We start from the raw sequence: 15027 nt of genomic DNA on the forward strand, positions 1-15027 counted from the left end.
CGGGCTTCTATTGTATGCGGCCGCCGGCTTGGGTACAATCGAATGGACAAAAACAGCGGAAAGGGTGCCCGTTCATGTCCTTATCCCCCGAGCCGGCCATTGTCCACGCCACGAGAGAAGATTTGCCGGCCATCGTAGACATTTACAACAGCACGATCGCCTCGCGCCGGGCGACCGCCGACCTGGAGCCCATTACGGTCGAGAGCCGGATCGAATGGTTCGAGCGGCATCGGCCCGACCGCCGGCCCTTGTGGGTGGCGAAGAGCGGAGAACGCGTGCTGGCCTGGGCGAGCCTGAGCGATTTTTACGGCCGGCCGGCCTATAACGGAACGGCGGAGCTGAGCGTCTACGTCGCCGAGGACTGCCGCGGAACCGGCGTCGGCAGCAGGCTGCTGAAGCACGCGCTGGAGGCATGCCCGGGGCTGGGCGTGAACACGCTGCTCGGCTTCGTGTTCGGCCATAACGAGCCGAGCCTCAAGCTGCTGCGCAAGTTCGGCTTCGAACAGTGGGGCTATTACCCGCGGGTGGCCGAGCTGGACGGCGTGGAGCGCGACTTGGCCGTACTGGGGCTGAGGGCCGGCGGGAACGAAGCGGATTCCGCGGAAGAAGGAGCTGGTCAAAGATGAACATGGGCTTACAAGGAAAATCGGTATTGGTGGCGGCGTCCAGCAAAGGGCTCGGCAAGGCGATCGCGCTCGAATACGCTCGCGAAGGCGCGCGCGTGACGATCGCGAGCCGCGACGAAGCGCAGCTTGCGGCGGCGCGAGGCGAGATCGCGGCGGCGACCGGGAACGAGCCGCATGCCGTGCGGCTGGACGTGAGCAGCGCGGACGACATCGCCGCCGCGGTGCGGGAAGCGGCCGAGCGGCACGGCGGACTGGACGCGATCGTGACCAACGCGGGCGGGCCTCCTCACGGCGGCTTCGGCGACTTCGACGACGCCGGCTGGCAGGGCGGCTTCGAGCTGACGCTGATGAGCGTCGTCCGTCTCATCCGCGAGGCGCTGCCCCATCTGCGCGCCGCTTCCGACGGAGGACGGATCGTCAACGTCGCGTCGATGTCGGTGAAGGAGCCGATTCCGAATCTGATTCTCTCCAACGTGTTCCGCGCCGGCGTTCAGGCGCTGACCAAGAGCCTGTCGCTCGAGCTCGCGCCGGACCGCGTTCTGATCAACACCGTCGCCCCCGGGCGGATCGGCACCGACCGGCTGCTCGACCTCGACCGCAGAAAGGCCGAAGCGACCGGCCTGCCGCTGGAGGAAATCATGCGCGCCTCTGCCGCCGAAATTCCGCTCGGCCGCGTCGGCACCCCGGAGGAATTCGCCCGCGCCGCGGTTTTCCTCGGTTCATTCGCGAACACGTACGTAACCGGCCAGGCGCTGCTCGTTGACGGCGGCATCGTTCGCGGGCTGTAACGGGGCGCTTTTCCGGAAGCTGCGGCGGCATGCCGATCTATTCGCCATTTCGGCGATTAGGATGGGAGACTCCGACAAGGGGCTTTTCTGTCAAAAAGCTTGACCTTGCCGTAACGTGAAGCTTTATGCTGGATACAATTCGGATGCCGTCAGGAGAGGAGGAGCGCCCGACATGCCGCTTATACACATCCAACAGCTCGCCAAGCAGCTGGGCATCTCCGCTCGCGCGATCCGTTATTACGAAGAAGCCGGACTGATCTCGCCGCGCAAGCAAAGCGGCAACCGCTACCGTCTGTTCGACGAGACGGACCGGCAGCGGCTGCAAACCGTCCTGTCTTAAGAGCGGTCGGCCTCTCCGTCGAAGAGACGAAAGCCGTGCTCGCCGAGCTGGACCGGGGAGACGATGACGGCGCGCTTCATTTGTTGGAGATGCAGCGTTCGCTTTTGTTCTCGGAGCTCGTCGAGCTTCGGATCAATATCGACGCCGCCGACCGGATGATCGGGCGTTTCCGGCAGGGGAAGCAAGCTCCGGATTGGGACGAAATTTTCGACTGGACTGAAGGGTTGAAAAGAACGCGCGCGCTGCGCGCCAACTGGAGAGACCACTGGAACTTCGATCGGCAGGCCGAGACGCACGACGACGTCGTTCTCGGCTCCGGGCCGGAGCCCGGCGCCATTCCGGATTATGCCCGAACGCTGCGGACGGTCGCGGATTGGGTCGCCCCGCGTCCTGGAGAACGGGGGCTGGACATCGGAACGGGAACGGGCAATCTGGCGGGACTGTTCTTGGAAAAAGGCATCGAAATGGCGGGAATCGACCAGTCGAAGGAGATGCTTCGCCGGTGCCGGAGCAAGTTTCCGTCTATGGAGACGAAGCTGGGCAACGTTCTCGCGATTCCGTTCCTGGATCGCAGCTTCGATTTCGCGGTGAGCAGCTTCGCCCTGCGCCATCTGAGCGAAGAGCAGCTGCCGCTGGCGCTCGAAGAGATCCGCCGCGTGCTGAAGCCGCACGGGACGCTCTGCATCGCCGATCTGATGGTCGACAGGGTTGAACCGGACACGGCGAGTCAGCCCTTCTCTCATGCGGCAATCGCCGACCTTTCGCTCATGACCGCTTGGCTGGAACAGGCGGGCTATATGGTTCAGGTCAAACGGCTGTCCGGACTCGTTCAAGTCGTTTACGCGGTTCCGATCCGGGCGGGGCGCTAGAGGCTTGCGAAGCGGCGCACAGAACGAGTCTGGACCGGCATCCTCGCTGCATTCCCGCCCATGAGAGTAACGTGCTTCCTCTCTTTCGCCCATTCCCCTGCAATCTCGCCAAAGTGAGTAATCTGCTTTCTCTCTTTTGCCCATTCCCCTGCAATCTCGCCAAAGTGAGTAATCTGCTTTCTCTCTTTTGCCCATTCCCCTGCAATCTCGCCCATGTGAGTAACCTGCTTCCTCTCTTTCGCCCATTCCCCTGCAATCTCGCCAAAGTGAGTAACCTGCTTCCCTTCTTCTCCCTTGACTTTGCCGTTACGAGAAGCCTTATGCTGATTCCGCCGTGACAAGGATGAAGGAGGAACTCTCGTGAAAAAAACGAAAATCGCCGGTGCCCGGATCATGACGATGAAAGAGGGCGAAGCTCCGTTCGTGGGGGACATCGTGCTGGAGGGGAGCCGGATTGCCCGGATCGGCCCGCAGCTGGGCGAGGAGGCCGACGAGGTTATCCATGCCGAAGGAATGCTGGCCATGCCGGGGCTCGTCAACGCGCATCAGCATTCCCCGATGAGCCTGCTGAGAGGGTTCTCGGACGATCTGAAGCTGATGGACTGGCTGAACCGGAAAATGCTGCCCGCCGAAGCGCGGATGACGCCGGAGGATGTCTATTGGGGCGCCAAGCTGGCGATGTCCGAGATGATCCGGTCGGGAACGACGGCTTTCGCCGACATGTACATCCATATGAACGAGATCGCCCTCGCCGTCCAGGAAGCCGGCATGCGGGCCTCGTTGACGCGGGGGCTGGTGTTCCTGGAAAACGACGGCGGGCGGAGGATGAGAGAGGCGCTGGATCTGGCGGAAAAGTGGCATGGAGGCGCGGAAGGCCGGATTACCGTCATGATCGGCCCCCATGCCCCGTATACTTGTCCGCCCGAGCCGCTGCGCGAAGCGATCGGGCTGGCGGAACGGCTGAAGCTGCCGATCCACGTCCATCTGGCCGAGACGAAGGAAGAAGTCGCCGTCCTCCGCGAAAAGTACGGGCGGACGCCGACGGAATATTTGCACGAGACCGGTCTTTTCGAACGGGTTCACGTCCTGCTTGCGCACGCCGTTCACCTGAGCGAGCGGGATATCGGCCTGCTCGCCGGCATGCGGGGCGGCATCGCCCACAATCCGGTCAGCAATCTGAAGCTGGGCTGCGGCATCGCGCCCGTCTCCTCCATGACCGGCCAAGGCCTTGTCGTCGGGCTGGGCACGGACGGCGCCGGGAGCGCGACGACGCTCGACCTGTTCGAGGAGATCAAGGCCGCCGCCTGGCTGCAAAAGCTGGGCCGCGAAGACCCTACCGCCCTGCCCGCTCTCGAAGCGCTGAGAATGGTGACGATCGGAGGCGCGGAGCTGCTCGGCATCGCAGACAAAGTCGGCACGCTCGAGCCGGGCAAGCAGGCCGACCTCCTTCTGGTCGACCTGAACAAGCCGCACCTGCGGCCCGTTCATTCGCTCGAGTCGCTCCTGGCGTATAGCGCGAACGGAGCGGATGTCGATACGACGATCGTCGCCGGCAAGGTGCTGATGCGCAATCGCCGGCTGCTCACTCTCGACGAAGACGAGATTCTGCGTCAAGCCTCGGTTCGGGCCGCCCGCCTTGTGGCGGGGCTATAGGAGAACAAGACCCGATTACCAGACTCCTTCGCGCGCGGGGGCAAGCCCGTTCTCAACCGCAACGCGACAAAACCCCGGCCCGCCGACAGGCGAACCGGGGTTTATGTTCATTCCTCATCTTTATTTGCCGCCTACCAGCGCCATCTTGTCGGCATACGCCTTCACGTAGTAGTCGAACACTTCCTTGGCGCCTTTGGACGTGTACTCGTCCAGGAACTTCTGCTTGGCCTTCTCGTAATCCGCGTCGGTCTTCTGGAAGATGACCTTGGCGACGTTCGCGATCAGGTAAGCGTCCATCTGCTGCTCCTTCGCCTGCAGGTCCGAGCCCGCCGGCGTCGTGATGCTGCCGAGCACCGACGTGTCGTACACGTAGGTCGGCACCTTCGTGAACGCCTCCGTGACCGTCTTGTAGCCGTAGTGCTGAACGAAGTCTTTTTGCACCTGGGTCATTTCCTTCTCCACCGTCTGCGGCACGTTAAGGAAATCAGTCGGGTTGCCGTTCGCATCCTTCTGCGGAATGTAACGTCTCAGATGATCGTACTTATGAATTCCCGTCGTAATGAAGTGATTCGGGTCGGTCTGCCGCGCCTGGATCTCCTCGTCCTTGACGAGGGGCACGCCGTTCACCACGTCGTAATGAACGCCTTCGATGCCGTTCGTCAGCAGCTCGGTGCCTTCGTCCGTGTACAGGTAGTCGATCAGCTTCATGGCCGCTTCCGGGTTTTTGCTCTTCTTGGAGATGAACATCTGGAATTGGTCGCCGTTGTAGGTCGCCTGCCCGACGTACATGTTCTTCGGATTGTAATCGACCATGAACGGCACGAACCCTTTCTCCGGCGTGCCCTGGGCGATGAACTGCTCGTCCGCGCCGCCCAGCGACCAGTGCGTCGTGCTGGCGAAGTAGCGTCCCGTCTTGTACTTCTCGGTAATGGTGTTGTACTTCAGCGTTGCGGACTCAGGATCGAGAATTCCTTGCTGGTAAGCCTTGTTGTAGAACTTCATCGATGTCCAGAAGACGCTGTTCGGATCGGAGACGCGGGGAACGAGCTTCCCGGTGTCCATCTCGATATATACGTCGTTAGGCAGCGCTTGCACATAGCCTTTCAAATTCGCGATCGCCTTGTCGATCATGAGCTGGCCCCACGTCTCGGACAGGTTGAGGCCGAGGCCGTAGTTTTTCTTGCCGTCCTTGTTGGTCGGCTCCAGCTTCATCATCTGCCCGAGCACGCCGAGCAGATCGTCCAGCGTATCCATTTTCGGATAGTTCAATTTCTTGTAAAGATCCCAACGGAGGTTCCAAGAGTTGTCGTTGACGAGCGGCGAAAACTGGACGTCCCCGACGCCGCCGGGCAAGTAGTACAGCTTGCCGTCGGGCGAGGAGCTCTTGGACACTTCGATCGCCTTGCCCGCGTTTTTCGTGATGTTCGGCCCGTATTTCGCGACCAGATCGTCGAGCGGCAGCGCCACGTTCGCGCTTTGAATCTTGGAGCTGTCGGTCAGTGCATTGTAGACGACGATGTCGGGCAGATCGTCCCCCGCCAGCATGACGGCGAGCTTCTCCGCGCGGTCCGTTACGTTCAGCTCGGGCGTGAAGTCCAGCTTGACGCCGGTGCGCTTCTCCAATTCCTGAATGACCTGGTCGTCCTGGAACGGCTTGTTGATGACCGTCGAGCCGACGACGCCGAAGATGCTGAGCGTAACCGGTTCCTGAGCGGTTCCCCCGTTCGAGGAAGCACTCGCGCTCGCGCCGGCGCTTTCGCTTCCGCTTGCCGTGGCGCCTGAAGACGCGGTGTCGCTGCCGTCATTCGAATTCGAGGAGCAGCCGGCTGCCGCCAGGGCGACCGCCAGGACGGGCAGAGCGACCGACCGCTTGTACCATTTTCCTCCCATTTTCTCAAGACCTCCTGTGTTCACATCTTATATCAAGGCTTGCCGCCTGGATATCCTTTGTCTTCGTCGCTCGCAGACACGGCGGAGCGCTCACCCTTTCACCGCGCCGAGCATGAGTCCTTTCAGGAAGAAACGCTGCAGGAACGGATACACGAACAGGATGGGCAGCGTGGCGATCATCGTGATCGTCATCTGCACCGATGTGGGCGTCATGACAAAGGCGGTTTGGGCGGTGGAATTCGAGTTGATCATCGACAGCGCCGCCGTCTGCTGGTTGACGTAGGTGTACAGCAGCATCTGCAGCGTCTGCAGCTTCAGATCGGAGGCCAGATACAGATTGTCGACCCACGAATTCCATTGGTTGACCGCATTGAAGATGGCCACCGTCGCCAGAACGGGAATCGACAGCGGAAGCACGATCCGGAACAGCATCTGGTAGTAAGATGCCCCGTCCACCATCGCGGATTCTTCCAGGGCGGCCGGCAGCTCTTCGATGTACGTCTTGATCAGCACGATATAGAACGCCACCATCAACCCGGGCAGGATGTAAAGCAAGAAGTTGTTTTGCAAGCCGTACGACTTCATCGTGATATACCACGGAATGAGGCCGGGAGAGATGTACATGGTGACGATGACGGCTCCGTACATCAGCTTGCGAAACGGCACGTTCCGCTTGCTGATGCCGTAGGAGAACGCGGTGCAGCACAGCAGCGTCAGCACCGTGCCGACGACCGTCCGCGCGACGGAGATGAAGAACGCCCAAAGAATATTGTCCTGCTTGAAAATGTGGACGTAGTTTTGAAGGCTGAACCCGCGCGGGATCAAGTAGACTCCCTTGAGAGCCTCTTCCGGCACGCTGATGGAATAGATGAAGATGTAGTAGAACGGATACATGGTCGCCAGCGCCAGCAGGGACAATAGCACGATGTTGAGCACATCCCAGCCTCGCGGCTTCCAACCGACGGCCCTGGAAGTTTCGTTCATGCCGCTCCTCCTTTTTTACATGATCGACCGGCCCGACGTCCGGCGGGTGACGAAGTTGGCCGTAAACAGCAGGATGACGGATACGAGCGATTTGAAAATGCCGGCGGCCGTCGAGTACGAGAAGTCCATGTTGAGCAAGCCGACCCGGTACGTATACGTGTCGATGACGTCGATTTTCTCCTGGACCAGCGCGTTGCCGAACACGTAGTACTGGTCGAAGCCGACATTGAGCATATTGCCGATGTTCAGCAGCAGCAGGATGGTGAAGGTCGGCATAATGCCGGGAATCGTAATGTGGATTGCCTGCTTGAACCGGCTGGCTCCGTCCACCTCGGCCGCCTGGTACTGCTCCTGATCGATGCCCGCGATCGCGGCGATATAGATGATCGCCGTCCAGCCTACCGTCTTCCATACCGTCGCGAGCGTCATGAACCACCAGGTCCAACGCGGATCGGACAGCAGGTTCGACGGTTCTTTGATCCAATGCAGCGTGCCGTACAGCAGCTTGTTGAGCATGCCGTCGTCGATCGAGAAGAAGGAGAAAAAGACGGAATACACGATGATCCAGGAAATGAAGTTCGGGAACGAGGTGACCGTCTGAATGAACTTGGCGAACCGGCCGCTGCGCAGGTTCGTGATCATGATGGCCAGCAGGACGGGCAAGGGCGAACAGATCAGGTGCAGGAAGCTGAGCACCAGCGTGTTTCGCAGAACCGTGCCGAAATCGGAAGTCGAGTCGAATAGCCGGTGGAAATATTTGAACCCGGCGAACGCCGACTCCAGAATGCTTCGGCCGGGAACGTAATCGACGAACGCGATCGACCAGCCCCATAACGGCACGTAGGAGAACAGCACGACGATCAGGAAAAACGGTACGGTCAGAACAAGCAGGGGAACTTCGATTTTTCTTTTTCGGGGGGCGGTCTTCTCCATCCGGACGCTCCTCTCTCTTAAGCGATGCATAAAAGGCGCAACCTCTATATTCAAAGTATAAAGCCCCTCGGTCCGAGGGGCTTTCCACAAACTATAGATGCCGATTGGATAAAATAAAGGGCTTACTTTGGGCTCCTTTGCCGGTATTCGCCGGGATTGATTCCGTGAATCTGCTTGAAATGCCGGTAAAAGTGGTCGACGTATTTATAGCCGACGCGTTCGGCGATCTCCGAGGCGGTCAGCTCCGAATGCCGGAGCAGCAGGCACGCTTCCCGGATCCTCACTTTGTTGATGTAGTCGTTGAAAAACTCGCCGGTCTCCTTCTTAAACAGCTGCCCCAGATAGACGGCGTTGATGTAGAACATCTTCGACAGCTCCTTCAGGTTCAGGTCGGCCTGATAGTTCGTCTCGATGTGCGAGACGATCTCCCGGATCCGGTTCTCCGTCTTCCGGGTCCGGCCGAGGTCCAGCTTCTCTCCGATATCCGCCGCGATCCGCAGCAGTAGCTCCTTCAGCTCCTGAAGGTCGCCGTGAAGCAGAATCCGTTCAACCTCCCGGAATTGGCCCGCGTAGAGGGCCGTCCAGTCTCCGCCCAGCTCCTCCGTCAGCTTGGCCAGCCGGATAATCGACAGCATGATGAAGTGCTTCAGCCGTTCCAGCGGAACCGGCCGGCGCTCCAGCTGTCCGAACAGCCGATCGGCCGCCTCCCGAATCCCTTCCGGCTTGCCGCCGCGAATAGCCTGCAGGAAGCCGGAGTCGTCCCATTCGGGAGCGTTCGTCCCGGAAGCGTCATCCTCCGGTTCGTATAGGAAAATCTGCTCCGACTCGAAGTAAAACTTCCGGTCCAGCGCCCTGACCGCTTCCGCGTACGATTCGCCGATCCGCTCCGGCCCGCAGACCGTCGAACCGCTGGCGACGGTCAGGTTCTCTTTGACATGGCGCCGGGCGGCGTTCACGATCCGCGATGCCGTTCGCAGGACGAAATCCCCGTCGCTCAGGGAAGGACCCGTAAGCAGCACGCCGAACCATTGTTCCGTCAACTCGAAGAAGTAGCCGTCGCTTCCGAGCAGCTCTTCGATGATATTTTCCAAGGCGAACCGAATGAGGCCGATCTCCCGCTCCGAGCGCGAGAGGACAAGCTCTCCGTAGCGCTCCATCGAGACGATCAGCACGCAGAAGCGGCCGCCGGAGAGCGAGATGCCGAATTCCTCGGCCCTCCTCCCCGGCTCTTCGCGCACCTCCCCCCGGACGAGCTTCCCGAGGAACAGATTGCGCAGCGACTTCGTCTTCTCTTTCTCCCGCAGCTTCTCCCGCGCGGCCAGATACAGCTTCTCGTAGATCCGTTCCAGAACGCCGCTCAGCTCGGCGGGATCGACGGGCTTGAGCAAATACTCGGCGACCCCGTACCGAAGCGCCTCTTTGGCATACGAAAATTCGTTGTACCCGCTCAAAATCAAGATCGGCAGCTCCGGACGCCGCGCCCGCAGCTCCCGGGAGAGCTCGATGCCGTCCATGCCCGGCATCTTGATATCGGTGATGACCAGATCGGGATGGAGCTCGCCGGCCAGCGCCAGTGCTTCCTCCCCGTCCTCGGCGGCGCCCGCCACGACGAAGCCGAAGCTCTCCCACGGGATAATCGTGCCGAGACCGGTACGGATCTGCGGCTCGTCATCCACGATCAGAACTTTGAACATCGCGGTTCCCTCCTTCCGTACCGTCTTTCGCGGACCGGATCGGCATCGTCACCCGGACGAGCGTTCCGCCTTCTTCCGCCGGACTGTCGATCGTAACCCCGTATTCGGGGCCAAAATGCAGGTGGATGCGGTCATGCACGTTTTTGAGGCCGATGCTGCCGCTCTTTTTGATCTCCGGATCGGCGAGCTCCCGCCGAATGCGCGCCAACTGCTCCGGCGGGATGCCCTTGCCGTTGTCAACGATGGCGGCAACCATCGTACCGTCTCCGGCTGCCCGGACCGATACCCGAATCCGGCCGCTGCGGGTGCTCTCGGCGCCGTGCTTGACGGCATTTTCCACGAGCGGCTGCAGGGTCAGCTTCGGGATGAGCGCCTCCGCCAGGCCGGGCTCGATCTCCAGCTCGTATTGAATCCGTTCGCGGAACCGGTACTTTTGGATCGTCAGGTATTTGCGGACCAGATCGATCTCCTCGCGGAGGGGAATGAACTCCCCTTGCCAATGGAGAAGGTGCCGGAACAGGTTGGCGAAGTTCATCACGATCGTCGCCGTTTCTTCGTCCCCCTGGTTATGAAGCCCCATCCGGATCGACTCCAGCGTGTTGAACAGGAAGTGCGGATGAATCTGGTTTTGCAGGGCATAAAGCTCCGCTTCCTGCTTCTTGATCGTAATGTCCTTCAGCTTCAGGTTCACTTCGTAATTCTCATAAATGGACCGCTGGAGATTCTCGATCATGCCGTTGAAATTGCGCGTCAGCGCCCCGATCTCGTCCTGCGCCCCTTCGTCCTGAAGCAGGGACAGCTCGCCGTTCTTGACCGTCTGCATCTTCTTGACCAACGCTTTCACCCGGTCGGTGATCCGGCCCAGCGCCAGCAGGAAGATGCCACAGCTGACCACCAGCCCAAGCCCCATGACGAGCAGTCCGGTCTGGCGGATCTTCCGTTCGTCGTCGATCAGGTGGTCGATCGGTACGAGCGTCAGAATGCGCCAATCCGGAAGCGACGAGCTGCCGCCGAGCTTTCCGACGATCACTTTGTACGACCGGCCGTCAGCGGAATCCCGGACCTCGAACGGAGCCGCCGCATCCGGACGGAAGAACGTCCGGTCCGCCACCGATCGGCCGACGAGCTCCCGGTCGTTTGACGAGATCACGTTGCCCCCGCCGTCGGCGATGACGGCGATTTTGTCGCTCATCTTCGATTCGGAGATGAGCGCGTACAGGCTGTCCTCGGGAACTTGCATGGAGATGACCGCCGTCAGACGCTTCTTGATATTGTAAACGCTGCGCGCCACGAACACTTCGTCGCCGCTGACTCCCCAGACCAGCTTGCCGCCGGCTTGCACGGCCTCCCGGTAATCGCGGCGCGCCCGCGCCTCGTCGTCGGCGAAGATAAAGATGTTGTGGTCCTGCAGCAGCGTTGCGTTCAGAAATAAAATGTTCAGCTTGGCCAGCGGGTTCTTGTAGTTGAAATCGTAGAAAGTGACCGGCTTCAAATAGAGGTCATAGGCGTCGATGCTTTCCAGCTCGCTCGCGTACACCCGATCGGGATTCAAGTAGTTGATGAGCGTCTGGTCGACGCTGAGCCGGTTGACGATATCCACGTAGCCGCCGAGCCGGTCCTGCACGTTAAGGGCGGTCTGCGTGGAGCTTTCCTGCGTGATGCTTGTCGTTTGCTCGATGATTTTCTTGCCGGAGACGGACAGGATGATCTGCCCGGTGACGAGAAGCGGAATGAAGATGGTCAGAAAATAAAGCAAAATGAGCTTGGCGCGGAGATTCAGGTTCACGATCCGATTCATTCTCATGGCGCACCTTCCGTAGAAGCGATGGATTCGGGAACGAAAAATAGCGAAAAGCCGCCTGCCTGAAGGAGGAAGGCGGTCTTGTCTCTTATTGTAGGCCATAACGGTCGGTTCGAAAAGGAGGCGCCGGAATCCCGTTGCGTCCGAATATGCTGTAAGCCGGCCAATTGCCCCAGGCGTAACGGACCGCGACCGGCCGGCCCACCTCCGGACTCCGGACTTGAACGGCGCCTTCGCGGAAGCGGGCTTCGGCAGGCACGAAGCGCCGGTCGTCGCCGCAAATCTCGAAGCCGGCCAGCGGATCGTCCGACTCGGCCGGAGGCTCGCCGCCTGGATCGAAGCCGAGCCGCGCCGTATCGCCTTCGAAGGCCGGGCCAAGCCACGCCGGCCCGCTCGCGCGGACCGGCTGGCCATATACGTCCGCTCGCGCCGCCAACGCGAGCCGCTCCGCTACCGTCCGCTTGTCGATCGGATGGATGTCTCTTTGCTCGCCGCAATCGAGAGTCACGACGAGCGAAACATGCGGCACTTCCCGCGCGACGTCGCTCTGGGCTTCGCGGACGAGAGACCAGGCGTCGCCGTGCGGCGCATCCGCCGGAGCAAAGCCGGCGAGCTGCACGATCAGGAACGGCAGGTCCGGATCCTGCCACGCTTCTCTCCAGGCGCCGATAAGAGCGACGAGCAGATGGCGATAGAGCGGAGCCTTGCCGGGATGGGCGTTGCTCTCGCCCTGGTACCAGAGCACGCCGCGAATCGCATAGGGCGCGACCGTCTCCAGCATCGTATGGTACAAGCCGCAGGGCCGCTCGGGGTGCTTCGGCCCGAACGGCTGATCCGGCCAGATCAGCGGATGATCGGCAATCCAGTCCCGGTACCCTTGAAGCCCGAGCTCCTTCACCCGGCGCTCGATATCGCCCCGCTCTTCGATCAAACGGAACATGTCCCGGATATAGCGGTCATGCTCGCGTTCATAAACCTCCAGGTCCAGTCCGGCGATCCGTTCTCTGTACTCATCAAGCAAAGGCTTCAACAAGGGATCGCCTGCCAGGTGCCGTTCGCCCATCCACGCCTCGGCCGGCGTCCCGCCCCAGTTGCAGCTGACGATGCCGACCGGAACGCCGTCCAGCGCCAGCCGGAGCAGCTCGGCGAAGTGGGCGCCGATCGCCGAGAAGCGAAGCGCCGTCTCCGGATCGCAAACGAGCCAATTCGCGTCTACCGAGAACGTGCCGATGAAATCCCAGCCCGGCACCCGGGCATCGGGAAACGGGCGGCGCGGCACGGTGAAGAAGCGGATGCCGGGCCGATTCGCCAGCAGGGCCGCCGTCTCGACGCCACCCTGCGCGACCAGCAGCGGCTGCACCATGTTGGACTGCCCGCCGGCGAGCCATACTTCTCCCACGAGCACGTCGGCGAAGCGCAGATCGGCATTTCGCCTTGCATCGGAACCGTCCCGGCACTTCGCGGTCAGCTCATAAGGCCCTCCTTCCGGAAGCGGCTCCAGCAGCACGCTCCATCGTCCGCCGCTTACGACCGCGGACGCGCTTTGCCCGTGGATCTCCACCGTCACCCGGGCGCCTTCCGGTCCGTTACCCCATATCGTCACGGGCTTCTGCCGCTGCAGCACCATCCCGTCCGTGAACAGCGGCGCCAGCGCGAACGAAGCCGTCATAACGGCACCTCCTCGCCGTTCAGCAGCGCGCTCTGCCCTGCTCGCTCGAAGCGATTGCCGGAGAAGTCGGCTTCGGTTACCGCCCGAAGCTCAATGGCTGTTTCCTGCCCCTCCCGCGTCGGGTAGCTGCCGCTCTCACGTATCCGGTTACCCCGGAAAGTCAAACCATCCACCGAATGCCCGTAGACGAGCGCCGGCGCGTAGGTGATAAAGTCATTGTCTTCGATTCGGATATTCCGGTGATATGCAGCCGGGTGCCGTTCCGGCTCCTCGATCTCCGGGTCGATGTCGATGACGGCCCGCCCCCAATCCGGCCAGCAGTAGTTGCAGTCCCGAAACGTGTTGCCGCGAATCGTCACGTCGCGGACCGCGCCCGACTCGAACCAGGAATTCGCGTCTCCCGACAGCTTGATTCCCGCCCCGGGCGCGCTGATCGTATTGCCCTCGAGCAGCACCTTGCCCGGCGTCGTGATCAGGAACCCGCGCGCGCGGTTCGCCCGGACCGTGCAGCCTCGCACAAGGAGATCGGGGTTCCAGGTTTCGTTCTCGAGCACGTCCCGTTCCCCGATCTCCTCGGGTACCGGCCCGTCGAACGAGATCAACGCCAGCTCCGCGTTCACCGGAAGCCAGCTTCGGACCGTCGCCGAAGCATACGGCAGCAAGGAATCGCGGCTGACAAACTTCAGCGCGTCTCCCGGCCCCGCAAATTCGAGGCCTACCGTCATCTCGTGCTCGAACCGCACCAGCAGCTTATCGTCCGCAACCTTCTCCACGATCCGGACATAGACGCCGTGAACGTTGCAGGGGTCGTCCAGCTGGTTCTCGAACAGGCAGTCCTCGATTCGGATCGTGCCGCGGCAGTTCGTGAAGTGAACGGCATCCGCCGTCGCGGTGACGAGCCGGCCGCTCCCCGGCTTCAGCTTGACGTCGAACTTCCGCAGCGTCAGACCGGCCGTACGCTGGGCGACCAGCCCCATGCCGGGCGCATGGTGCAGCGTCACGTTCTCGACCGCGACGTTGGCGCAGCCGTTCACGAAAAATCCGGGATTTTCCCGGCGTCCGAACCGCATCGTGATCGCGTGGCCCGGCTCCGGAAGATGCCGCAGCTCTCCGGTCACCCGAATGAGACCCGGTTCAATCTCCTGCAGCTTCAGCTTCCGGAAAGAGCTCCAGCTCAGCCGGTCCCCGCTGCCATATGCGTGGGTTTTCCGTACCGGATCGATGTCGTGAAGCCCCCAGACGGGGAGCCGGCGGCCGCCGAACTCAAAGTAAAGGCCGTCGTCCCTCATCTCGTACGGCACGTCCGGCGGAAGCCGAAAGTCGAAAGACGTGTCGGTCGCCTCCGTCACGATGCCCTGCTCGAACATCGGCCGGTCCCAATCCACCGTAAAGTTCCGCAGCGAGATGTCCGAACTGCGCTCCAGCCAGAACGGAATCATCGGCCCGTGAAAAACGAATTCCGCCCCCTGTCCGTCGAGAACGAAGTCCCGCAGACACGTAAGGGGAAACCCCGTCTTGCGGGTTCCCCCTTGATCGTGATTCGTAATAGACGGAGCGAATTCCGTCGCCCGTTCCGGATGGAAGTCGTAGCGCCCTTCGGCGAAGATCAGCTCGGTCCGCTCCCGCGAATTCCGGCATGCGTCCAGCGCCCGGACGACCGCGAGCGTCGCGTCAACGCGCTCTTCCCCGCCTCGCAGCCCGAATTCCGCCATCTCGATTCTCATGCTCCTGCTTCCTCCCCTTCCGCGACCCCATTCTCATGAGTCCTTGATGGCCCCAT

Annotated in this window: 13 protein-coding genes; 5 read left to right on the forward strand and 8 right to left on the reverse strand. The window is 61.5% G+C overall.

Annotated elements, in window-relative coordinates; genetic code table 11:
• Positions 1–74 precede the first annotated feature (74 nt).
• From H7C18_RS14820 to H7C18_RS14830, 4 genes are all read left to right on the forward strand, one after another.
• Positions 75–626, forward strand: coding sequence for a GNAT family N-acetyltransferase (locus H7C18_RS14820; protein ID WP_185129865.1), 552 nt, complete (start codon positions 75–77; stop codon positions 624–626).
• Entirely contained in the window at positions 623–1414 is a 792-nt protein-coding gene (locus tag H7C18_RS14825; RefSeq protein WP_185129866.1) for an SDR family oxidoreductase, read from the forward strand. The genes H7C18_RS14820 and H7C18_RS14825 overlap by 4 nt, the downstream gene beginning before the upstream one ends.
• Before the next feature lie 172 nt (positions 1415–1586).
• Complete coding sequence (locus H7C18_RS34825) at positions 1587–1754, forward strand: MerR family transcriptional regulator (RefSeq protein WP_202887083.1); 168 nt, start codon at positions 1587–1589, stop codon at positions 1752–1754.
• Between the two features lie 35 nt (positions 1755–1789).
• Positions 1790–2623: a methyltransferase domain-containing protein gene (locus tag H7C18_RS14830; RefSeq protein ID WP_202887085.1), complete on the forward strand. Its 834-nt coding sequence runs from the start codon at positions 1790–1792 to the stop codon at positions 2621–2623.
• Here the strand turns inward: H7C18_RS14830 and H7C18_RS14835 are convergent.
• The gene (locus H7C18_RS14835; RefSeq protein WP_185129867.1) at positions 2620–2838 is read right to left on the reverse strand and encodes a hypothetical protein; all 219 of its coding nucleotides are present in this window, start codon (positions 2836–2838) and stop codon (positions 2620–2622) included. The two genes, H7C18_RS14830 and H7C18_RS14835, sit on opposite strands and share 4 nt — an antisense overlap.
• A gap of 145 nt (positions 2839–2983) precedes the next feature.
• On the opposite strand from H7C18_RS14835, the gene H7C18_RS14840 reads away from it, so the two are divergent.
• On the forward strand, positions 2984–4276 hold the full coding sequence (locus H7C18_RS14840; RefSeq protein ID WP_420481861.1) for an amidohydrolase: 1293 nt from the start codon (positions 2984–2986) through the stop codon (positions 4274–4276).
• A 120-nt stretch (positions 4277–4396) separates the two neighbouring features.
• Here H7C18_RS14840 and H7C18_RS14845 read toward each other — a convergent pair whose 3' ends face one another.
• The 7 genes from H7C18_RS14845 to H7C18_RS14875 form a co-directional block, all read right to left on the reverse strand.
• Positions 4397–6166 carry a type 2 periplasmic-binding domain-containing protein gene (locus tag H7C18_RS14845; RefSeq protein WP_185129868.1) on the reverse strand — a complete coding sequence of 590 codons (1770 nt, stop codon included), beginning with the start codon at positions 6164–6166 and terminating at the stop codon, positions 4397–4399.
• Between the two features lie 90 nt (positions 6167–6256).
• The gene (locus H7C18_RS14850) at positions 6257–7150 is read right to left on the reverse strand and encodes a carbohydrate ABC transporter permease (RefSeq protein WP_185129869.1); all 894 of its coding nucleotides are present in this window, start codon (positions 7148–7150) and stop codon (positions 6257–6259) included.
• A 15-nt stretch (positions 7151–7165) separates the two neighbouring features.
• Entirely contained in the window at positions 7166–8083 is a 918-nt protein-coding gene (locus H7C18_RS14855; RefSeq protein WP_202887086.1) for an ABC transporter permease, read from the reverse strand.
• A gap of 122 nt (positions 8084–8205) precedes the next feature.
• Positions 8206–9777, reverse strand: coding sequence for a response regulator transcription factor (locus tag H7C18_RS14860; protein ID WP_185129871.1), 1572 nt, complete (start codon positions 9775–9777; stop codon positions 8206–8208).
• A complete protein-coding gene (locus tag H7C18_RS14865) occupies positions 9752–11581 on the reverse strand; it encodes a cache domain-containing sensor histidine kinase (protein ID WP_185129872.1) in 1830 nt (609 codons plus the stop codon). The genes H7C18_RS14860 and H7C18_RS14865 overlap by 26 nt, the downstream gene beginning before the upstream one ends.
• An 85-nt stretch (positions 11582–11666) precedes the next feature.
• Entirely contained in the window at positions 11667–13247 is a 1581-nt protein-coding gene (locus tag H7C18_RS14870) for a sialate O-acetylesterase (protein ID WP_185129873.1), read from the reverse strand.
• Positions 13244–14971 (reverse strand): right-handed parallel beta-helix repeat-containing protein, encoded by a 1728-nt coding sequence (locus H7C18_RS14875; RefSeq protein WP_185129874.1) that lies wholly within the window; start codon positions 14969–14971, stop codon positions 13244–13246. Before H7C18_RS14875 ends, H7C18_RS14870 begins: the two co-directional genes overlap by 4 nt.
• Positions 14972–15027: the final 56 nt, after the last annotated feature.

The organism is Cohnella zeiphila, from assembly GCF_014212055.1.
Taxonomy (GTDB): domain Bacteria; phylum Bacillota; class Bacilli; order Paenibacillales; family Paenibacillaceae; genus Cohnella; species Cohnella zeiphila.

Bases quoted from the DNA above. Each gene is read 5' to 3' on its own strand.
- H7C18_RS14875 (WP_185129874.1), bottom strand. From the start codon at position 14,971: ATGAGAATCGAGATGGCGGAATTCGGGCTGCGAGGCGGGGAAGAGCGC.
- H7C18_RS14865 (WP_185129872.1), bottom strand. From the start codon at position 11,581: ATGAGAATGAATCGGATCGTGAACCTGAATCTCCGCGCCAAGCTCATT.
- H7C18_RS14820 (WP_185129865.1), top strand. From the start codon at position 75: ATGTCCTTATCCCCCGAGCCGGCCATTGTCCACGCCACGAGAGAAGAT.
- H7C18_RS14845 (WP_185129868.1), bottom strand. From the start codon at position 6,166: ATGGGAGGAAAATGGTACAAGCGGTCGGTCGCTCTGCCCGTCCTGGCG.
- H7C18_RS14860 (WP_185129871.1), bottom strand. From the start codon at position 9,777: ATGTTCAAAGTTCTGATCGTGGATGACGAGCCGCAGATCCGTACCGGT.
- H7C18_RS14850 (WP_185129869.1), bottom strand. From the start codon at position 7,150: ATGAACGAAACTTCCAGGGCCGTCGGTTGGAAGCCGCGAGGCTGGGAT.
- H7C18_RS14825 (WP_185129866.1), top strand. From the start codon at position 623: ATGAACATGGGCTTACAAGGAAAATCGGTATTGGTGGCGGCGTCCAGC.
- H7C18_RS34825 (WP_202887083.1), top strand. From the start codon at position 1,587: ATGCCGCTTATACACATCCAACAGCTCGCCAAGCAGCTGGGCATCTCC.
- H7C18_RS14835 (WP_185129867.1), bottom strand. From the start codon at position 2,838: ATGGGCGAGATTGCAGGGGAATGGGCAAAAGAGAGAAAGCAGATTACT.
- H7C18_RS14870 (WP_185129873.1), bottom strand. From the start codon at position 13,247: ATGACGGCTTCGTTCGCGCTGGCGCCGCTGTTCACGGACGGGATGGTG.
- H7C18_RS14855 (WP_202887086.1), bottom strand. From the start codon at position 8,083: ATGGAGAAGACCGCCCCCCGAAAAAGAAAAATCGAAGTTCCCCTGCTT.